This window comes from Streptomyces sp. NPDC005866, assembly GCF_040629895.1.
GTDB lineage: Bacteria > Actinomycetota > Actinomycetes > Streptomycetales > Streptomycetaceae > Streptomyces.
The window spans coordinates 122,820-141,926 of record NZ_JBEXWP010000025.1; the positions used below are offsets into that span (position 1 = coordinate 122,820).

The 19,107-nt window shown below is 69.0% G+C and carries 17 protein-coding genes and 2 pseudogenes; 11 read left to right on the forward strand and 8 right to left on the reverse strand.

The window, feature by feature from the left end:
• Positions 1-435 precede the first annotated feature (435 nt).
• Positions 436-771: a hypothetical protein gene (locus ABZ396_RS31115; RefSeq protein ID WP_358926761.1), complete on the forward strand. Its 336-nt coding sequence runs from the start codon at positions 436-438 to the stop codon at positions 769-771.
• Here ABZ396_RS31115 and ABZ396_RS31120 read toward each other — a convergent pair.
• Complete coding sequence (locus tag ABZ396_RS31120; protein WP_358926762.1) at positions 747-1,166, reverse strand: phospholipase D-like domain-containing protein; 420 nt, start codon at positions 1,164-1,166, stop codon at positions 747-749. The genes ABZ396_RS31115 and ABZ396_RS31120 overlap by 25 nt on opposite strands.
• Before the next feature lie 82 nt (positions 1,167-1,248).
• Between ABZ396_RS31120 and ABZ396_RS31125 the strand changes: the two genes are divergently transcribed.
• The 4 genes from ABZ396_RS31125 to ABZ396_RS31140 all read left to right on the forward strand — a co-directional run bounded on the left by ABZ396_RS31125 (position 1,249) and on the right by ABZ396_RS31140 (position 7,685).
• The gene (locus ABZ396_RS31125) at positions 1,249-1,488 is read left to right on the forward strand and encodes a hypothetical protein (RefSeq protein WP_358926763.1); all 240 of its coding nucleotides are present in this window, start codon (positions 1,249-1,251) and stop codon (positions 1,486-1,488) included.
• Positions 1,485-4,184 (forward strand): hypothetical protein, encoded by a 2,700-nt coding sequence (locus ABZ396_RS31130; RefSeq protein WP_358926764.1) that lies wholly within the window; start codon positions 1,485-1,487, stop codon positions 4,182-4,184. Before ABZ396_RS31125 ends, ABZ396_RS31130 begins: the two co-directional genes overlap by 4 nt.
• A gap of 163 nt (positions 4,185-4,347) precedes the next feature.
• Positions 4,348-5,217 (forward strand): PfkB family carbohydrate kinase, encoded by an 870-nt coding sequence (locus ABZ396_RS31135; RefSeq protein WP_359186453.1) that lies wholly within the window; start codon positions 4,348-4,350, stop codon positions 5,215-5,217.
• Positions 5,218-5,300: 83 nt separating this feature from the next.
• A complete protein-coding gene (locus ABZ396_RS31140) occupies positions 5,301-7,685 on the forward strand; it encodes an excinuclease ABC subunit UvrA (RefSeq protein WP_358922728.1) in 2,385 nt (794 codons plus the stop codon).
• 87 nt (positions 7,686-7,772) lie between these two features.
• Here ABZ396_RS31140 and ABZ396_RS31145 read toward each other — a convergent pair whose 3' ends face one another.
• From ABZ396_RS31145 to ABZ396_RS31155, 3 genes are all read right to left on the reverse strand, one after another.
• Positions 7,773-8,852, reverse strand: coding sequence for a HAMP domain-containing sensor histidine kinase (locus tag ABZ396_RS31145; RefSeq protein ID WP_358922730.1), 1,080 nt, complete (start codon positions 8,850-8,852; stop codon positions 7,773-7,775).
• Positions 8,845-9,510: a response regulator transcription factor gene (locus ABZ396_RS31150; protein ID WP_358922732.1), complete on the reverse strand. Its 666-nt coding sequence runs from the start codon at positions 9,508-9,510 to the stop codon at positions 8,845-8,847. Before ABZ396_RS31150 ends, ABZ396_RS31145 begins: the two co-directional genes overlap by 8 nt.
• Positions 9,511-9,578: 68 nt before the next feature.
• Positions 9,579-10,283 (reverse strand): VanZ family protein, encoded by a 705-nt coding sequence (locus ABZ396_RS31155; protein WP_358922734.1) that lies wholly within the window; start codon positions 10,281-10,283, stop codon positions 9,579-9,581.
• A gap of 352 nt (positions 10,284-10,635) precedes the next feature.
• Here ABZ396_RS31155 and ABZ396_RS31160 point away from each other — a divergent pair, with 352 nt between their 5' ends.
• Positions 10,636-11,142, forward strand: coding sequence for a MarR family transcriptional regulator (locus tag ABZ396_RS31160; RefSeq protein ID WP_358922736.1), 507 nt, complete (start codon positions 10,636-10,638; stop codon positions 11,140-11,142).
• A gap of 120 nt (positions 11,143-11,262) precedes the next feature.
• On the opposite strand, the gene ABZ396_RS31165 is transcribed toward ABZ396_RS31160, so the two are convergent.
• The 3 genes from ABZ396_RS31165 to ABZ396_RS31175 all read right to left on the reverse strand — a co-directional run bounded on the left by ABZ396_RS31165 (position 11,263) and on the right by ABZ396_RS31175 (position 13,664).
• On the reverse strand, positions 11,263-11,700 hold the full coding sequence (locus ABZ396_RS31165; protein WP_358922738.1) for a universal stress protein: 438 nt from the start codon (positions 11,698-11,700) through the stop codon (positions 11,263-11,265).
• 245 nt (positions 11,701-11,945) lie between these two features.
• Positions 11,946-13,172: a glycoside hydrolase family 88 protein gene (locus ABZ396_RS31170; RefSeq protein WP_358922740.1), complete on the reverse strand. Its 1,227-nt coding sequence runs from the start codon at positions 13,170-13,172 to the stop codon at positions 11,946-11,948.
• 201 nt (positions 13,173-13,373) lie between these two features.
• Positions 13,374-13,664 carry a hypothetical protein gene (locus ABZ396_RS31175; RefSeq protein WP_358922742.1) on the reverse strand — a complete coding sequence of 97 codons (291 nt, stop codon included), beginning with the start codon at positions 13,662-13,664 and terminating at the stop codon, positions 13,374-13,376.
• A 26-nt stretch (positions 13,665-13,690) separates the two neighbouring features.
• On the opposite strand from ABZ396_RS31175, the gene ABZ396_RS31180 reads away from it, so the two are divergent.
• Together ABZ396_RS31180 and ABZ396_RS31185 are read left to right on the forward strand one after the other, a co-directional pair.
• Positions 13,691-13,972, forward strand: a complete 282-nt coding sequence (locus ABZ396_RS31180) for a hypothetical protein (protein ID WP_358922744.1) — start codon at positions 13,691-13,693, stop codon at positions 13,970-13,972.
• A 401-nt stretch (positions 13,973-14,373) separates the two neighbouring features.
• Positions 14,374-14,598, forward strand: a complete 225-nt coding sequence (locus tag ABZ396_RS31185) for a hypothetical protein (RefSeq protein WP_358922746.1) — start codon at positions 14,374-14,376, stop codon at positions 14,596-14,598.
• An 11-nt stretch (positions 14,599-14,609) separates the two neighbouring features.
• Here the strand turns inward: ABZ396_RS31185 and ABZ396_RS31190 are convergent.
• Positions 14,610-14,821: pseudogene (locus ABZ396_RS31190) on the reverse strand (IS5/IS1182 family transposase); the annotation flags it as partial.
• 316 nt (positions 14,822-15,137) lie between these two features.
• On the opposite strand from ABZ396_RS31190, the pseudogene ABZ396_RS31195 reads away from it, so the two are divergent.
• The 3 genes and pseudogenes from ABZ396_RS31195 (at position 15,138) to ABZ396_RS31205 (ending at position 18,900) form a co-directional block, all read left to right on the forward strand.
• A pseudogene (locus ABZ396_RS31195) lies at positions 15,138-15,976 on the forward strand (IS5 family transposase).
• A 179-nt stretch (positions 15,977-16,155) separates the two neighbouring features.
• Complete coding sequence (locus ABZ396_RS31200; RefSeq protein ID WP_358922809.1) at positions 16,156-16,233, forward strand: putative leader peptide; 78 nt, start codon at positions 16,156-16,158, stop codon at positions 16,231-16,233.
• A gap of 303 nt (positions 16,234-16,536) precedes the next feature.
• A complete protein-coding gene (locus tag ABZ396_RS31205; RefSeq protein WP_358922748.1) occupies positions 16,537-18,900 on the forward strand; it encodes an alkaline phosphatase D family protein in 2,364 nt (787 codons plus the stop codon).
• Positions 18,901-19,107 lie beyond the last annotated feature (207 nt).

Sequence of the window (19,107 nt, forward strand, 5' to 3'; positions counted from 1 at the left end):
CACGGTGCGGATACCGGACGGAGAGCGCCGCCGTACACGGGCATCCTCTCCTTCGACGGTCCGGCGAACCTCCTGCTCCAAGAAGCATAGATCGGCCGGTGATCCATGCTGACCAGGGGATTCCGCGCAAGCCGCGGGGCGGTCGACCGGGCGTGAGGGATCACGGGGCCGCGGTGTCGAGAAGGTCCGGGGCCCTCCGGTGGGCCGGGGCCTCGGTCGCGGCCGCGACCCGGTGGGACCCGGTGGGACCCGGTCTCCGCCCGAAGGCCCGGCCGCGGGGCCGCGGCTGTACGGCAGGACCGTGCCGTTCCGGCGGCCCGGCATGTCGAGGGCCTGCGCCGCGCCGGACGACGACGTGCCCTCGGCCTGCGCCGCTCCGACCCCGTTCCGCCACCGGCAGCCGGGCTGTGCTGCCCGGTCTGCCGGTGGACGGTGATGCGCGCGCCGCTCCGCCAGAGGGCTGCCGCCGCACTGTGCGGGTTCTTCGCGGCCAGGACGAGCCCCTCGGTCTGCGAGCAGGCCGCGTCGTCCTGCTGGGTGTTGACGGCCATACCGGGGTCGATCTCGGCCAGGGCGCCCAGGAACCCGTTCCAGAAGGACATGTCGTCGCGGACGCCGCCGAACTTCCACGCCGGGTTCTCCGGCCAGACGTTGCACCAGACGCCGTACCCGGTGGGCGCCTTGCCGGGCGCGTCGGCCGGCACCCGTGTGAACGACGTGTCCAGGGCAGCCGGGGGCCCGGTCCGCTACGCGGCGGTGCCGCCGTTGTAGTCGCTGTTGAACGTGGTCTCGACGGTCGTGGCCACCGACTGCGCCACCCCCGTGCCCGTGAGGACGATGCCCAGCTCGCGGTTGTTGGACAGGGAGTTGCTGCTGATGTTCATGGAGCCTGCCTCCACCTCCTGGGTGGACAGGTTGTAGTCGGCGACCATGGCCTTGGCGTGGATGTAGAAGCCGTTGGGGTCGGAGTAGCCGACGACCGTGCCGCCGGCGTTCTTGATCTCGGTGACCTCACTGGCGTAGCTGTTCGGCGTCTCGAGGACCACCCGCACCTTCACGCCCGCCTCGGCCCGGGCCACGATCGCGTTGACCACCGTGCCGTCGCTGAACTCCAGTTCCTCGACGTCGAGCGTCTTGGTGGCGAGACGAAGCTGGACGGCGACCACACCACACCCGCGCCCGCCTTGGTCAGGGCACTGTACGCGGAACTGTTGGCCCTCTGGTGCACCCGGCCGCCCCGCACTGGCCGTGCTCGCCATCTTCTCCGTCAGCTGGCGCTGGAACGACTTCTTGTGGCCGCTGATCGTCGCCCAGGACGAATCGAAGCAGACCCTGCCAGTGGCCATCGCCCGCTTCGCGAGCCAGCAGGCCATCCCGTTCAACCAGATCCTCGCCGTGTCCGTGGTGTCGATCGTGCCGGTCGTGATCCTCTACCTGCTGCTGCAACGCCACATCATCTCCGGAATCTCCCAAGGAGCGATCAAGTGACGTCACCTCAGGCCACCAGCCGCACGGTGCACTCGCTGGACCGCGGCGGCTTCGTGCGCGACTGGCTGATCAGCCCCGCGTGGAGCAGTACCTGCGACGACCTGGCACGGGTCCTGTCCGCCACTGGCAGCCCGTGGGGCGACGACGGCCGGTGGGTGCTCACCAACGGACCCGACGTCGCACCGCTCAAGCGCCGCCTCCACGACCTGCACCCCCTGCTCACCGAACAGCCGCTGCCCGCCCTCGCCGAGGGCACCGCGTTCACCTGGACGCGCTCGGCGGGCGATCCGCCCTCCTCGGCGCTCTGGCAGCGCGAGCACACCGGCGAGGACGGCCTGCTCGACTGGAGCCAGTTCTGCTTCACCCCCGAGTACCGGCACGCGCTCGCCGGCACCGTCCTCGAGGTGGACCAGGCCGAGTACCGCGAACTCGAAGTCGGCTGCACCGGACCCTTCGTGCTCTTCGTCGACGGCGAACCGGTGCTCTCCGGCGACGACCTCGGATACATGGAGCCGCTACGGCACCGCGTCCGCGTCCGCCTGCGCTCCGGCCCGACGACCGTGCACCTCGCCACCTGGCAGGTCGCCTTCCGCGAGGTCCGCCACGTGGCCAGCCTCAGGATCGAGGGCCTCCCGGTCCGGGTGGTCCTGCCGTCGCCCGGAGCCGACGAGTACCGCTCGCGAGCCGCCGAGCAGCTGCTGGAGTCGGTTGCAGTGGGCCCGTGGGCCTGTGCCGACGGGCGCACCTGGATCTCCGGGCCGGCCGGCGGACGCCTGCTGGTGTCGGTGGACGGCCGCCCCGCCGAACCGGTCCTCCTGCCGGAGAAGGGAGCCGCCCCGGTGGTGCTGGCCGGGCGGTCACCGGAGACCGAGAACGCCGCGTCCATGCTGGACACCGGCGAGAACGTGCTGCGCATCACCGCCGACGACCCCCTGTCCCCGGTGTTCCGGGTGGCCCGGGTCGCCACCCTGCCCCCACAGCGCCGTGCGGAACCGGCCGGCGATCCCACCGTATGGCGAGCAGAACTGCTACGGCACGTCAGCCGCGCCACCCCCGGCGCGGCCCGGGCCCTCGCCCGGCAAACCCTCGACCCGGAGGTTCCACTCGACCAGGCCGACCTGGACGGGCCGCTGGCGATGCTCGCCGACCGCGCCGACTGCGCGGACTTCGAGGCCGTCAGCCTCGTCCACCTGTGGCACCGCGTCCCCGGCACCAACTGGCAGCCGGGCCAGCGGGAGGCGGTGCACCACGCGCTGACCGGCTTCAAGTACTGGATCGACCAGCCCGGCCTGGACGCGATGTGCTACTTCACCGAGAACCACCAGTTCGTCTGGCACACCGCCGAACTCCTGGCCGGCGAACTGTTCCCGGACGAGGAGTTCACCAACACCAGCTGGACCGGACGCCGGCACGCCGAGCACGCACAGGCCCTCGCCGAGGAGTGGATGCGGCGCAAACTCACCGACGGATTCAGCGAGTTCGACTCCAACGCCTACCTGGCCATCGACACCCTCGCCCTGGTGTCCCTGGTGGAGTTCGCCGCCTCCGACGGACTGCGCCGGCTCGCCGAGGCGCTCCTCGACAAGGTACTGCTCACCCTCGCCTGCAACTCCTGGCACGGTGTGCACGGCGCCGCCCACGGCCGCTCCTACACCCCCACCCTGCGCTCCTCCCGCTTCGAGGAGACAGCGCCCGTCATGTGGCTGTTGTGGGGCGTCGGCTCCCTGAACAGTGCCGTCCTCCCCGCCACCGCCCTGGCGACCGCCGAGCACTACCGCGTCCCGCCCGTGATCCCCGCGATCGCGGGCGAGCCCCCGCAGGAATGGAAAGGCCGCCAGGTCTACCGCGGCGGCTACCGGCTCCACCACGACCTGCTGAGCCGCCCGTACGACTCCGACCTGCGCATCTGGCGCACCCCCGACGCCATGCTGTCCAGCGTCCAGGACTACCGGGCGGGCCTGCCGGGACTCCAGGAACACATCTGGGGCGCCACCCTAGGCTCCGAGGTCCAGGTGTTCGCCACCCACCCGGCCGCCGACACCATCAGCTCCTCGGCCCGCCCGAACGCCTGGGCCGGTCAGCGCATCCTCCCGCGCGCCCGCCAGCATCGCGACACCGTCCTCGTACTGCACCGCCTCCCGGACGACACCGCGACCACCCACCTGTGGTTCCCGGCCGAACTGTTCGACGAATGGCGGGAGTACGGCTGCTGGCTCGCCGGCCGGGTCGGGGACGGGTATGTCGCGGTGGCGGCGGAGGGCGGCTTCCGCCCGGACACCACCGGCGACGAGGCCCGGCAGGCCTGGACACCCGTCGGCGACGGCCGCGCCTATGTGGCGACCGTGGGCCGGCGCACGGTGGACGGCTCCTTCGCCGAGTTCACCGACACCCTCGCCACCCCCGACTTCGGCCGGGACCGGCACGGCGATCCGCAGGTGGCGTGGACCGCGCGGGACGGCCGTCGGCTGCATCTCGCCTGGAGCGGCGCGTTCACCGTCGACGGCGCACTGCCCGACCCGGAACCGAGCACGCCGCACCTCGACAATCCGGCCTGCCGGCAGGAGTTCGGCGCGGGCGAACTCCGGGCGAGCTGGCGGGACGCCGAGCTGGTGCTCGATCTCGGCACGGGCCGGCGCGTGGCGCCGGCCAGCGGGATCCCGCAGGCGCGGACGGAGGGCGACGCGCATGGTGGGTGAGGACCTGATCTCCAGCCGGTTCGCCGCGCCCCCCGGCCGCCGCTGACCCCGGCACGACTCGGCACCGACGCACTGCTCACGACCGCCCGGCGGATCACCGAACGCACCTGGCCCCTGGGCCTGCCGGCGTTCTTCTGGCCGTGAGGGAGTCCGTCTGCTCGGCATGGTCCGCGTCGCCGAAGCGGCGCCGAGGTCACCGTGGCCGTCGGCCTCGCCCGCCTCGGCCGTGCCCACCCGGTTCGCCGGCCGGGTCGGCGCGGACCCCTTCGGCGACCGCATCCGCACGACACCCGCTGGAGCGGGCGTCGACATCCGCTTCCTGGAGTCCGACCCGCACCGCCCGACGGGCCGGTGCATGGAGGGCGCGCGGCCCGGCGGCACGACGATGCGCTACTACCGGCAGACCTCCGCGGCCACCGCCTACCGCCGGGTGCCCGACGAGGCCCTCGACGGCGTCGACCAGGTCCACCTGTCCGGGATCACCCCGGCACTCTCGGACGACTGCCGGGACCTGGTCGGCGTCCTGCTGCGCCGCGCCCCGCGTAGCTCCTTCGACGTGAACCACCGGGTGACGCCTGCCGTGTCCCCCCGAGGCGGCGGAGTCGCTGCGCGGCATCGGCCAGCGTGCCGGCACAGTCTCCGTGGGCGCGGACGAAGCCTGCGCCCGGTGGGGGACGGACGACCCGGACGCCCTCCGCAAGCTGCTGCCGGGGCCCTCGGAACTGGTCGTCAAGGGCGGTGCCGGCCCGGCAGTCGCCTTCGTGGACTGGGACGGGTACGCCGTCACGGCAACCGCTGTGGAGGCCGTCGAGCCGGCCGGGGGCGGGCGACGCTTTCGCCGCCGGATACCTGGCCGCCCGGCGCTTCGACCGGCCGTCCGGACGCGCCCTGCGCTGAGATCGCCTGCCGGCCGCGGCCGTCCTGCGGATGCGCAGCGGGCCCACGGCGAGCCGTATCGGGCGCGGATCCGGGGCGACCGTCGCCGGCGACGGGAGCTGGACCCCACGCTGACCCAGGCGGGACCGGTCAGTAATGGAGAAGCGCTAGTGTTCCACCCCGGCTAGCGTGGCGGCCGTCGACGGAGGCACCGCGCAGCGGATGGAGACGGGTTTGAGCATGGCCACAAAGACCGAGACGCAGGCGTCCGCGCCGCACGTGGCGGACAGCCACGACCTGATCCGCGTGCACGGCGCGCGCGAGAACAACCTCAAGGACGTCAGCATCGAGATCCCGAAGCGCCGGCTCACGGTCTTCACCGGAGTCTCCGGCTCGGGCAAGAGCTCACTGGTGTTCGACACCATCGCCGCCGAGTCACAGCGGCTGATCAACGAGACCTACCCCGCCTTCGTCCAGGGCTTCATGCCCAACCTGGCCCGCCCGGAGGTCGACGTCCTCGACGGACTGACCACCGCGATCATCGTCGACCAGCAGCGCATGGGTGGCGACCCCCGCTCCACCGTCGGCACCGCCACCGACGCCAACGCGCTGCTGCGCATCCTCTTCAGCCGCCTCGGCAAGCCGCACATCGGCTCGCCCAAGGCGTTCTCCTTCAACATCGCCTCCATCAGCGGGGCGGGCGCCGTCACCGTCCAACGCGCCGGACAGCAGGTCAAGGAGCGCCGCAGCTTCAGCATCACCGGCGGCATGTGCCCGCGCTGCGAGGGCCGCGGCAGCGTCACCGACCTCGACCTCAGCCAGCTCTACGACGACACCAAGTCCCTGAACGAGGGCGCGATCACCGTCCCCGGCTACAAGGGCGGCGGCTGGAACTCCCGCCTCTACGCCGAGTCCGGCTTCTTCGACCCGGACAAGCCGATCAGCAAGTTCACCAAGAAGGAGCTGCAGGACTTCCTGCACCGTGAGCCGACGCGGATGAAGATCGCGGGCATCAACATGACCTACGAGGGTCTGATCCCGCGCATCCAGAAGTCGATGCTCTCCAAGGACAAGGAGTCGATGCAGTCGCACATCCGCGAGTTCGTGGAGCGGGCGGTCACTTTCGCCACCTGCCCCGACTGCGACGGCACCCGCCTCAACGAGGGTGCCCGCTCCTCGAAGATCGACGGGATCAGCATCGCCGACGCCTGCGCGATGCAGATCAGCGACCTGGCCGCATGGGTCAAGGGCCTCGACGAGCCGTCGGTGGCACCGCTCCTCAAGACGCTCCACGACACCCTGGAGTCGTTCGTGGAGATCGGCCTCGGCTATCTCTCGCTGGACCGGCCGGCGGGCACCCTGTCCGGCGGCGAGGCACAGCGGACCAAGATGATCCGTCACCTCGGCTCCTCGCTCACCGACGTCACCTACGTCTTCGACGAGCCCACCACCGGCCTGCACCCGCACGACATCCAGCGCATGAACGGCCTGCTGCTGCGGCTGCGCGACAAGGGCAACACGGTCCTCGTCGTCGAGCACAAGCCGGAGGTCATCGCGATCGCCGACCACGTCGTCGACCTCGGCCCCGGTGCCGGCGCGGGCGGCGGCACCGTCTGCTTCGAGGGCACCGTCGAAGGCCTGCGCAAGGCCGGCACCATCACCGGCCGTCACATCGACGACCGGGCCTCCCTCAAGGAGAGCGCCCGCAAGCCCGCCGGGGCGCTGGAGATCCGGGGCGCGAGCACCCACAACCTCCAGGGCGTCGACGTCGACGTCCCGCTCGGGGTCCTGACCGTCGTCACCGGTGTCGCCGGTTCCGGCAAGAGCTCCCTGGTGCACGGCTCGATCCCGGCCGGCGCCGGGGTGATCTCCGTCGACCAGGGCGCCATCCGCGGCTCCCGGCGCAGCAACCCGGCGACGTACACCGGGCTCCTCGAACCGATCCGCAAGGCCTTCGCCAAGGAGAACGGCGTCAAGCCGGCCCTGTTCAGCTCCAACTCCGAGGGCGCCTGCCCCACCTGCAACGGCGCCGGAGTCGTCTACACCGACCTGGCGATGATGGCCGGGGTCGCCACCACCTGCGAGGAGTGCGACGGGAAGCGGTTCGAGGCGTCCGTCCTCGAATACCACCTCGGCGGCCGCGACATCAGCGAGGTGCTGGCGATGCCGGTGACCGAGGCCGAGGAGTTCTTCGGCGTGGGCGAGGCGCACATCCCGGCCGCCCACCGCATCCTCCGGCGGCTCATCGACGTAGGTCTCGGCTACCTCACCATCGGCCAGCCGCTCACCACCCTGTCCGGCGGCGAGCGCCAGCGCCTCAAGCTGGCCACGCACATGGCCGACAAGGGCGGTGTCTACGTCCTCGACGAGCCGACCGCGGGCCTGCACCTCGCGGACGTCGAGCAACTCCTCGGCCTGCTGGACCGGTTGGTCGACTCCGGCAAGTCCGTCATCGTCGTCGAGCACCACCAGGCGGTCATGGCCCACGCCGACTGGATCATCGACCTCGGCCCCGGTGCCGGTCACGACGGCGGCCGGATCGTCTTCGAGGGCACCCCCGCCGACCTCGTCGCCGCCCGCTCGACCCTCACCGCCGAGCACCTCGCGGAGTACGTCGGCGCCTGACCACACCACTCCTTCAGTCGGGACAGGGCGTGCTCGACACGATGCCCGACCGCCGATCATCCGTTGGGCTCCGCCCGGGGACGACGCCTACGGCGCGCCGGGCAGCCGGACCTTGACGAGGAGACCGCCGGCGGGGCGGGGGACGAGGTCGAGGGTCCCGTCGTGGGTGCGGATGATGCTGTGCACGATGGCCAGGCCGAGGCCGACGCCGGCGTGCTCGTCGGTGCGGACGCGTTCCGTTCCGCGCTGGAAGGGTTCGGTGAGGGTCGGTATCAGTTCCGGTGGGAGCCGGCGGCCCGTGTTCTCGACCCGCAGCACGCTCGTGTCGCCGTGCTCCTCGGTGTGGACCGTCACGGTGCCGCCGACGGGGAGGTTGTGGACGACGGCGTTCTGGACGAGGTTGGTCACCATCCGCAGCAGGAGCTCCGGGGAGCCGCTGGTCCGGGCCGCCTCGCCGGTGACGTCGAGCGTGATCCGGCGCTGTTCGGCGAGGGGAAGCAGCGTTTCGGCGGCTTCTTCGGCGAGGAGGGAGAGGTCGACGCTCTCGCGGGTGAAGTCTCCGCGCTCGCCGCGGCTGAGCAGCAGGAGGGCCTCGGTGAGGTCGATCGCCCGCGTATTGACAGTGTGCAGGCGTTCGATGATTTCTCCCCGGTCGCGCGTGGGGTCCTTGCGGGCGACGTCGAGGAGCGTCCGCGAGATCGCCAGCGGTGTGCGCAGTTCGTGGGAGGCGTTCGCGGCGAACCTCTGCTGCTCGGCGACGTGGGACTCGAGTTGCTGGAGCATCGAGTCGAACGCGTCGGAGAGTTCACGGAATTCGTCCAGGCGGCCCTTCATACCGATCCGGTGGGACAGCGACCCGTTCCCGGCCATCCGTGCCGCGGCCGTGATCTGTGTGAGCGGTGCGAGCATCCGGCCGGCGAGGATCCATCCCCCGACCAGGCCGAACACGAGCAGGACAACCATCGCCACGGCCGCGGCGGGGACGAAGGTGTGCACAAGGAGGTAGCGGTTGGGCGAGATCCCGAGCAGGCCCTGGGAGTTGTCGGGTACGTAGCGCAGCAGGAACCCCCACACCACGGCCAGCAGAAGAGCGCCGGCGACGGCGAGGAACCCGGCGTAGCTGAGAGTGAGCTTCAGTCGGGCGCTGAGCCCTGGCCGCCTATTCATGCGTGTCGATCCGGTAGCCGACGCCGGGCACCGTAGCGATGATCCATGGTTCGCCGAGCCGTTTGCGCAGTGCGGACACGGTGATGCGCACGGCGTTGGTGAGGGGGTCGGCGTTCTCGTCCCAGGCCCGTTCCAGCAGCTCTTCGGCGCTGACGACCCCGCCCTCGGATGCGACGAGGACTTCAAGGACGGCGAACTGCTTGCGGGTGAGCGCGACGTAGCGTCCGTCGCGGAAGACCTCCCGGCGGAAGGGGTCGAGCCGCAGCCCCGCGATCTCGCGGACCGGGGGCCGGGCGTGAGCGCGTCTTCGGTCGAGCGCCCTCAGCCGCAGGACGAGCTCCCGCAGCTCGAACGGTTTGGTGAGGTAGTCGTCGGCGCCGAGCCCGAACCCGGAAGCCTTGTCGTCGATCCGGTCGGCAGCGGTGAGCATGAGGATCGGGATGCCGCTGCCGCAGGCGACGATGCGCCGGGCGACCTCGTCGCCGGAGGGGCCGGGGATGTCGCGGTCGAGGACCGCGAGGTCGTAGGCGTTGACGCCGAGCAGTTCCAGGGCGGAGTCGCCGTCACCTGCGATGTCGGCGGCGATCGCCTCAAGGCGCAGCCCGTCGCGGACGGCTTCGGCCAGGTAGGGCTCATCCTCCACGATCAGTACGCGCATGTCCGAAGCCTAAGCAGCAGCACATATCGCCGACGTATCCAAAGACGTGTGCACACCGGACACGCGACTCAGCCGGCCGGCGCCGGCACGGGGCGAGACCGGTCCGACGGAACTTGGGACGTAGTGCGCCACCAGCGGCGTGACGCCAGCGCGGCCAGCACGGCACCGGCGGCGTTGACCAGTACGTCGTCCACGGAGGACACCCGGTCCAGGCGCAGGACGTACTGTGCGGTTTCGACCAGGACCGAGCAGCCCGCTCCGAGCGCCAGGATCCGCGGTACGGACGCCAGTGCCGCGAACCGCATCGGGGCGAAGAACCCCAGCGCCGCGAAGATCAGCAGGTTGCCGGTGATCCCGAGCGCCCCCATCGTGACCAGGTCCCGCAGCGGTACCAGGCTCACCCGGGCGGGAGCGGTGCCGGCCGCGGCGCCCGGCATCATGGTCAGCCACAGGAGCGGCACCGTCCCGTAGACCATGCCCAACTCGGCCAGCGACATCCGCCACGCCGACATGGCGCCGACGGCACGCCGACAGTGCGCCAGAACCCACACCACCAGCGCGGCCAACGGCAGCGCCACCAACATCGTGAGCACCACACCGTTGAACGTGTCCAAGCAGCCGTGCCACCGCCCGGCCATGCACCTCGGAGCGGACATCATGAGCGGCCCCCGCACGACGAACACGGCGCTCGCCAGGCCGAGGACCGCCAGGCTGACGAGCACGATCCTGCGGGCGCGGCGGGGCGCTGCCGACGGGGATGCGTTGTGGTTCATGCCCCTATTGGAGACGGAGGGCCGTTGCGGCGGCGTATGCGAATTCCGATACGCCCGCGATACACGCGATCCCCGGCATCAGGGAACTGACGCAAGCCGGCAGTGAGATGGTCCCGTCGCGGGTGATCGCGCCGGCCCAGCTACTGCGGCTGCTGGACGACTCGTCCGTGAACGAAGCACTCCCGAGCGTGGCCCGCGCGACCTGCCGCAACGTGAGGTTCGTCCGCCGGTACGTGGCAGTCGGCGACACTCGGTCCGCCAGCGGCACCGGCGACTCGGACGAGCTGAGCAGCGGGGCTGGGGCATCGGACAGCGGTGTGAACATTCAAACGTGAGTCGTTAGGGTACGCGCATGAGCACGAAGCCACGCCGTCTGAACCCCGAGGAACGACGGGCGTGGCTCGCCTACGTCCAGTTCTCCACTCACCTGTCCGACCACCTGAACCGCCAGCTGCGGCGCGATGCGGGCATGGCCCATGCCGACTACACGCTGCTGGCCCACCTGTCCTCGGTCAAGGATCACAGCCTGACCATGTCCGAGCTCGCCGAACGCCTGAAGATCACCCGAAGCCGACTCACGCACGCCGTGACCCGCCTCCAGGAGGCCGGCTACGTCGACCGCCACGAAGACCCCGCCAACCGGCGTAACCAGCTCGCCGTCCTCACGCAGGAGGGCATGTGCCTCCTGGAGCGGGCGGCTCCCGGCCACGTCGAGGCGGTCCGCCGAACCGTCTTCGACGCCCTCACCCCCGAGCAGGTGACCCAGTTCGCGGCGATCGGCGAGGCGATCAACACCGCGCTCCAGCGCATGGACGCCGACAGCGACGAGCAGGAGGCGCTGCCCTGGCGGCGACGCTAGGAGACGGCGTCCGCCGCGCCGAGGGGTCCCTCGGGAAAGGGCTGGTCCATCACATGCACGCGTGAGCCCCGGGGCCGCCGCGGACGCGCAGTCCGAGCCAGCCCCGGGGCTCTTGCCCGGTCAGCTCTGGTCCTGACTCTCGGGCGCGAGCAGGATCGCGGTGTGGGTGTGGTGCGCGACGGCATCGCTGACCCGCGGGTCGAACAGCGCCTGTGCGGCGCTGCGGTGATGCGGGCTCAGCACGATGAGATCGGCGTTGAACTCCTCGGCGGTCTCGGAGATGGCGGCCGCGACCTGGGTGGTGAGACCCCTCAGGAGGGCTCCCTCGGCCTTGACGCCGCTGTCCCGGAGGGCGGCGAGCGCCTCGTCCACAATGGCCTGGGCCTCGGTGTCCTCCTCCAGAGGGACGATCGCCGCGACGGAGGCGGCGGAGGCGATGACGTGAACGACGCGGACCTCGGCGTTCGTGAGCTGCGCCAGCTCGCCGGCCAGCCGTACGGCGGAGCGGCGGGCGGGGCTGGGATCGACGGCGACGAGGATGCGCTGGAACACGGACACTCTTCTTCCCTTTCGGGGCGCGGAAGGTCGACTCGGTGGTCAGGGACGCCGGGTGCCGGCGTGACGGCTCGGCGCGTCCGGCGCCGAACGAGTGCTTCCGCCCCCACCATGTGATCATCTCACCACTCGTCGGTGCGGGGGACAGCGGTCCATGTAACAGCCACTGAACTGCGGGAAGCCGACCGGTGCCGGGCGGCCGGCCGAACGCCGCGGCTCTCCGCTCCCGCTCCCGCGCGCCTTCGCGGTCAGGGCATGGTGAGGTCGATGGCGCGGTCGAGGGCTTGGGGATGGAGGATCCGGTTGATGCCTTCGAGGAGGTAGTAGTCGGCATAGGGGAGGGAGACCTCGATGCCGTCCTCGGCGGGTCGGTTGCGGGTGCAGCGGGCGACTACGGCGTCCGCGCGAGTGGAGGCCCTGGTCAGGCAGGTCTGCGCGAGCGCGGTCAGCAGCCGCAGGGCGACGCCCCGGTAGTGCTCGCGGCCGGTGGCGGCGGCCAGGTCGAGGAGTCCGCAGGCCATGACGGCTCCGGCGGACGCGTCCTTGATGTCGTGGGGGTGCTGGGGTGCCCGGTAGTCCCAGACGGGGACGTGGTCGGGGGTGAGCACGCTGATGGCGTACTCGGCGAGACGTGTCGCCGTGGTGAGGAACTGGGGGTCGGCGGTGCGGCGGTAGAGGGTGGTGAATCCGTAGATCCCCCAGGCCTGTCCGCGGGACCAGCAGGAGGTGGGGCTGTAGCCCTGGACCGTGCCGGGCCCGATGGGGGTGCCGGTGGCGGGGTCGAGGTCCCAGACGTGCGGGGTGGATCCGTCGGGCCGCGGGAAGAGGCGCTGGGTGGTCCTGGCGTGGGCGACGGCTATGTCGAGATAGGCGGTGTGGCCGGTCTGCTGCGTGGCAAAGGCGAGCAGGTCGAGGTTCATCATCGTGTCGATGATGATGCGCCCGGCGTTGGCGGGGTCGTCGAGCGCGCCCCAGGCGCGCAGGAACTGGCCGCGGGGGTTGTAGCGCCGGATGAGCGAGTCGGCTGCCTGGATGGCGCCGGTGCGCCATTGGTCGTCCCCGGTCAGGCGCCAGGCGGTGACCCAGGAGGGGGTGAAGAGGAAGCCGAGGTCGTGCGTGGTGGTGTCGTTGCGGCGGGGGGCGAGTTTGCGGGCGGAGTCGAGGGCGAGGGTGCGGAACTGCTCGTCGTTGGTGTGGAGCCAGCACATCCACAGGGTGCCGGGCCAGAATCCGCCGACCCAGTCGCCGTTCTGGGAGTAGGTCCACTTCTCGAACTTGGTCACGACGGGAAAGCCGCTGACGCCCGGCGCGACGGTACGGACCTTGTCGACCGCGTAGTCGGCGGCGGCTCTGAGGACTTGCGTGGTGGCGGCCGGCACGGGGCCGGCCTCGGCGTGCGCGGGCAGGGGTGCGCTGGCGTAGGCGACCGCGGCGCCGCCTGCCGTGGCCAGCACGGCCCGCCGGGAGATGGACATGACTGCCTGCCTCTTCAACTGGACTTGCGCGTGCGGGAGTTGAAGGAGTGTGGCATGTCCGTTCGCACGGTGTATACCCATGTGCATGAAGTCCACGTATGTGAATGTGAGATCCGTGTCGGCCGACCAAGCGACCCGGTTGGTGATCCGGTACCTACCGTCGGCCCACCTCCGCGCAGTGTTGGGACGGTGGCCGAGCTGTCATTCTCGTGAGGTTGCCGAGGCGTGCTCGGTGATGGCCTCGAAGAGGAGAAGGCCCTGATCCACCAGCTCCTCCCCCGAGAGGTTCAGACCTCCGTTGAACCAGCTCAGCATCATCTCGCTGACCGCGCCCACCAAGGCCACGGACAGGGGGGCGGTGTCGATCCGGGGATCGTGAAGCGCTTCCCTCAACAGGGAGTCCACGAGGCCGCTCATGCGCTGCTGGCCCAGACGTCGTTCGCGTGCTGTGAGGGGGCCGGCGCCCAGGGATTCCGCATATTTGACACGCATCGCGTGCGTGCGACGTGGGCTGCGGCGTGGATCAGTTCGCGGTCAACGGGGTGGGGGCGTGTGGTCATCTTCTCTGCCTTCGCGTGGTGTCAGGCGACGTTGGCGCGAGTGACGACGGTGCGCAAGCGGATATCGGCGGTGTGCTGGATGTCATCAGCGGAAACACCAAAGCACCCACGATCATGATCGCCGAAAAGGCGGCCGAGCGGATCGGGATCAGCGTCGCCTGCAAGGCGGCGAGCCACAGCGGGTGGCCGGAGGCCAACGATCTGATCAAGGGCCTCGCTGATCTTCTACGTGGCGGTTGACGCGGGGAGCCGCCGCGAGCCGAGGGCTGTTCGTTGTCGTTCCGGCCGGAGACAAGAAGATGGACGCGGCGGCGGGTCCTCCCGCTTTCGGGATTCTGGGTGATCCCAACGCCAAGATCGGAAGCGTCTGGATATTTGCCTTCCCGCTGTTCGTCCACAACCGCTTGGAATGGGACGAAACTATCCCAGGATCCAGGGATATGACCACAATGCCGAACTACGTCGGCAAGCCCGTCGTGATACGGATGACATGAAGTGACCACCGGCACGGGCGGGCCTCAGCGGGCGTGATCCGCCATACTCCCCGCGTGACTACACCGGTCGGTCCCCTGATCATCTTCGATGATGAGTTCCACATGTAGGTCCTGAGAGATCAGGTGTTGGCTGAGACATGGTGGGAAATGCCCGACGAGTACACCTGTGGGTTCGACGCGCTGGCCAGGCCGCTGCGCATGACGGGTGAGCCTCACCACGTCAGCCTCGAACTGACTGGTGAAAGATCGGACGAGTCAGAGCTGCGCCGCCTGGTCGCCAACCACTATCGGCTCTATCTCCGCGGGCAGATGCCGCCTCGAGCGTCTGTCCTCTCGAACTTCGTGGCAGCGCTGCCCCGCGAAGGACCATGACCTGGGCGGTATCAGCTCGGGGGTGTGCGAGGCACTCCACGGCCGAGGCACCGGTAGCAGATAAAGGTGCAGGCGATGCTGGTGAAAGCGAGGAAGTGCTCGGCTCTGCGCTCGTAACGGCGGAGCAGCCGGCGGCATCTGAAGAACCAGGACATGGTGCGTGCGATGGTCCAGCGGTGTCGGCCCAGGCGTGTGGGGACTCGATGCCCTTGCCGGCGATGCGATGCCTGATGCCACGCAGCACCTCCGGTCACTGTTGGCGGAGCCGGGCATTGGAATCGCCCGAATGCCGAAGGGCGAATGCCGAACGCTCCTGAGAGGGCATTTAGAGATGGTCTATGTCGGTAAGTAACTTTCATGGCCGTCAGGCTTGAGTTGTTTGCTCCACTACGTGCACCCGCGCGTCCATCGAGCTGCGAACTTGGCCGTCCGTTTGCTCCAGTTCTCATGCACGAAGTCCGTCTGGTTTGAAGATCAGGCAGAAACGCCCAGCAGCAGCGGAGCAGCACCGTCCGCCGCATCCATGATCACGCTACGGCGTGAGCCAGCGGAAGCCGTACCCGAGCGACCTGTCCGACGCCCGATGGGCCTTAATCGAGCCGACGTTGACGGCCTGGAGAAAGGCCCGGCTCGACCGCAGGCCCACCGAGCAGCCGGCCAAGGTCGACCTGCGCGACGTATTCAACGCACTCCTCTACATCAACCGCACCGGAATCCCCTGGAACTACCTCCCGCACGACTTCCCCAACCACGGCACTGTCTACGCCTACTACGCCGCCTGGCGCGACGAGGGAATCCTCACCCAGCTCAACTACGACCTGACCGGCCTGGCCCGCGTGAAGGAAGGACGCAAGCCCGAACCGACCGCTTCCGTGATCGACACCCAGAGCGTGAAGACCTCCACTAATGTCCCCTGACCAGCCAGGGAACCGACGCCGCCAAGAAGATCGTCGGCAGGAAACGGGGCATCCTCACCGACACGATCGGACTCATCCTCGCCGTGACGGTCACTGCCGCGAGCCTGTCCGAGAACGCCGTCGGAATCCAGCTCCTCGACCAGGCCAAGAAGACCTACCCGACCATCTCCAAGAGCTGGGTCGACACCGGCTTCAAGAACGCCGTCATCGAGCACGGCGCCAGCCTCGGAATCGACGTCGAAGTCGTCAACAGAAACCCCGGAGTTCGCGGCTTTCACGTTGTCAAAAGGCGCTGGGTTGTCGAACGAAGTATTGGTTGGATCATGCTGCACCGGCGCCTCGCCCGAGACTACGAGACCCTGCCCGCCAGCTCCGAGGCCATGATCCACATCGCCTCGATCGACAACCTCACCAAGCGCATAACGGACGAGACGACACCCACCTGGCGAGGAACTTACTAGGAGATAAAGGGCAATCCACCTAGATCAAACGCCCTCTCAGTGATATCCGTCACTCAGGATGCAAAGGCCCGACGAACAAAGTCCACAAATCGCCGAAGTTTCGCGGTCTTCGCCGGTCATGCCCTTCCGAGATGCGGACGGGCGTTGACGGGCACTGCCCCCTCGGCCACGGTGGATGGATGCCCACCGACCTCCTGCTCGTATCTCGTCGGCATGTGGACCTTTGCTACCTGGCAAGCGCCATCTGTACGCGCTGACCGCGTACTTCACTGACCTCAGCCAGGCGTAGAGGGTCCGCACAAGTCTGCGCCACCGCCCCGGCACCGGTCGTCGAACCCAGCCTCGTGAAGCGCCGTGCGCAGAACGCCGGCGCCTTGGCGCGCTCCTACCGCACACGAGCACGCCCACGGGCCGCCAGCGGCACAACCGGCCACCCGCGCCGCGACACCGCCCCCCAGGTCGGCGCCCTCAGCGCAATCACGTGGTGACGGCATAGCCGCAGGATATTTATATGCATACTACACGTAGTATTTGCACCTTTCGAGAAAAGAGAATGTCTAATGGCAGCCGAAAGCAACTGGAATATTGCCAGGCGAGGGTTCCTGATAGGCGCCGCCGGGATAGCGACGACCGCTGCACTTGAGGGTGTCGCCTTTGCCGGTGAGCCGGCGGGCTCCCGCCTGGAGTTGGTCGGCTCGTGGCCTGCGGGTGCGACCCGCATGTGGCTGGGACCCGAGTTCTGGGCCAACAGATTTCAGGACTGGCAGCTGAACAAGGGCCGGATCGAGTGCATCGCACAGCCAAAGCAGGGCGTGCTGCGCACAGTCGGTGTGCTGACTCGCGAGATCCGCGGCGACCGAGTTGCGCAACTGCGCGTACGAACAGGGACGCTGGCCCCAGCCGCGGGCTTTTCCGGTTTCCTCATCGGTGCTGGTGCGGGCGCCTTGGACTACCGTGCGGCTGCGCTTGTGCAAGGGGTGTCCGGGACGGCTGGAGGGTTGCTGTGCGTGTACGAATCGGACGGCCGGGTCCGGTTCCGAGAGCACACGGACGAGCTGAATCAGTTCGCCTACGCGCAGTTGGCGGTAGGTACGGCAGGGCCCGCGCGAAGCCTTGCCGAGGATGTGGAGCTCCGCCTGGACATCGCGCCGGCCGACAGCGGATCCGTACGACTCACGCTCACCGCGTACGACACGGGAACAAGCACTGTTTTGTCGACTGCCACGCTCGACAGCGTGGACACCGCGAAGGTACGCGGCGGTATCGCGCTCGCTTCATCGGAAGACCACTCCGCTCCGGGCGCCCGGTTCTGGTTCCAATCGTTGCAGGTGGCGGGCCCGGGTATCACCGAACATCCCGATAGGGGGCTGGGGCCGATCGTAGGCACCCTGTTCACGGTCTCCGGGTCGGTGCTCAAGATGACCGTCCAATTGGTACCCGGCGCAGCGACCACCCCTCAGGAAGTACGCCTGGAGATTCGCTCAGCGGGAGGAGGATGGCGGCAGGCCGGGAGCGCCCCCGTACAGGACGGCTATGCCGCGTTGCTCCGGGTCAACGGCTGGGATGGGACCCGTGACTGGGAATACCGCGTCATCTGTCCCTCGTCCCCCCATGCGGTGTACCAGGGGAGGGTCCCGGCGGAACCGGCCGGACGGCCGCTGGTCATCGGGACGATCAACTGCGTTAAGGCGACACACCGGTCCCTGAACCAGGCCAGCAACCCAGGTCCAAAGCTTCCCGGCGAGCATGAGTTGGGGCTCTACACCGACCGGAACATCTACTTCCCGTACGCCGGGCTGACGAGTCATCTGGCAGCCCAGCGTCCGGACCTGCTCGTCGCACTGGGCGACCAATTCTACGAGACCAGCCCGACCAGCAAGGACACTTCCCCCTCACCCACGCTGGACTACTTCTACAAGTACCTGCAGTGGCTGTGGGCGTTCCGCGATCTCACCCGTGAGATCCCGACCGTCGTGATGGTCGACGACCACGATGTCTTCCAGGGCAATATCTGGGGTCATTCCGGCGCTGCCGCGCCCGCCGGCGACTTCAATCAAGGCGGCTATGCCAACTCACCGGACTGGGTCAACATGGTCCAGAATGTGCAGTGTGGTCACAACCCCGACCCCTATGACCCCACACCGGTCCAGCAGGGGATCAGTGTTTACTACTGTGCCTTCGCCTACGGCGGCGTCAGCTTCGCCGTGCTGGAGGATCGCAAGTTCAAGAACACCGACGCCGACAATCTCGACCAGGCGGGAAACCCGCTCCCACCGAACACCCTCGAACTCCTCGGCCCACGTCAGGAGGCCTTCCTCGGTGCCTGGAAGAGCATGCACCCCGGTCTTCCGAAAGTGTGCCTCACCCAGACCACCCTGGCGTGCTTCCAGACCGACGAGCAAGGTATGCCACGCCGCGACTTCGACTCCAACGGCTATCCGGAAACCGGACGTCTACGGGCGCTACAGCTCCTCAAGGATGCAGGGGCAGTGATCCTTTCGGGCGACCAGCACCTCGGCGCCCTTGTGCGGCACGGACTCACCGACTTCACCGACGGGCCGGTTCAGTTCGCGTCTCCCGCCGGGTCGTCGTCGTTCCAGCGTTGGTTCGAACCTGCCGACTCGTTGCCCAACGGTAGCGGCCAACCGTACACCGGCGACTTCACCGACGGATTCGGCAACAAACTCCGGGTTCTCGCTGTCGCGAACCCCAAAGTCACTTTCGCGGACTACCGGACGGGATACCCGACGGGGCAGGGACTCGGTGACCAAAGCCTCAAGCGAGAGGGTTACGGAATCGTGCGCGTCGACGCACGGGCCGCCGAGTTCGTCGTGGAGTGCTGGCCATGGCAGATCGACCCGACCAAACCTCAAGCCCGGCAATTCTCCGGCTGGCCGCTCAGCATAGCCTTTTCAGAAGTCTAGCCTCGATCTTTCGTGACGGTCCGCCGGCGGAGTTGGTAGACCGTTTCGCGTTCGGCGTCTGATGGTGGGCAGGTCAACTGCCCGGCTGTCGCGTCGGGTGGGCGCCGGGTTTCACGGCTCCGGCGGGGTGGTGCTGCTCGTAGGGGCGGGAAGAGGCTGGTCAGCCGGGGTTCGGGAGGGCGGCAAGCCGGTGCAGGGCTTGGGTGA

What these genes read in the sequence shown, in the direction of transcription:
- ABZ396_RS31115 (WP_358926761.1), top strand. Translation starts at nt 436, where the DNA reads ATGCGCGCGCCGCTCCGCCAGAGGGCTGCCGCCGCACTGTGCGGGTTC.
- ABZ396_RS31135 (WP_359186453.1), top strand. Translation starts at nt 4,348, where the DNA reads ATGGTCCGCGTCGCCGAAGCGGCGCCGAGGTCACCGTGGCCGTCGGCC.
- ABZ396_RS31140 (WP_358922728.1), top strand. Translation starts at nt 5,301, where the DNA reads ATGGCCACAAAGACCGAGACGCAGGCGTCCGCGCCGCACGTGGCGGAC.
- ABZ396_RS31145 (WP_358922730.1), bottom strand. Translation starts at nt 8,852, where the DNA reads ATGAATAGGCGGCCAGGGCTCAGCGCCCGACTGAAGCTCACTCTCAGC.
- ABZ396_RS31150 (WP_358922732.1), bottom strand. Translation starts at nt 9,510, where the DNA reads ATGCGCGTACTGATCGTGGAGGATGAGCCCTACCTGGCCGAAGCCGTC.
- ABZ396_RS31155 (WP_358922734.1), bottom strand. Translation starts at nt 10,283, where the DNA reads ATGAACCACAACGCATCCCCGTCGGCAGCGCCCCGCCGCGCCCGCAGG.
- ABZ396_RS31160 (WP_358922736.1), top strand. Translation starts at nt 10,636, where the DNA reads ATGAGCACGAAGCCACGCCGTCTGAACCCCGAGGAACGACGGGCGTGG.
- ABZ396_RS31170 (WP_358922740.1), bottom strand. Translation starts at nt 13,172, where the DNA reads ATGTCCATCTCCCGGCGGGCCGTGCTGGCCACGGCAGGCGGCGCCGCG.
- ABZ396_RS31175 (WP_358922742.1), bottom strand. Translation starts at nt 13,664, where the DNA reads ATGCGTGTCAAATATGCGGAATCCCTGGGCGCCGGCCCCCTCACAGCA.
- ABZ396_RS31185 (WP_358922746.1), top strand. Translation starts at nt 14,374, where the DNA reads ATGCCCGACGAGTACACCTGTGGGTTCGACGCGCTGGCCAGGCCGCTG.
- ABZ396_RS31200 (WP_358922809.1), top strand. Translation starts at nt 16,156, where the DNA reads ATGCCCACCGACCTCCTGCTCGTATCTCGTCGGCATGTGGACCTTTGC.
- ABZ396_RS31205 (WP_358922748.1), top strand. Translation starts at nt 16,537, where the DNA reads ATGGCAGCCGAAAGCAACTGGAATATTGCCAGGCGAGGGTTCCTGATA.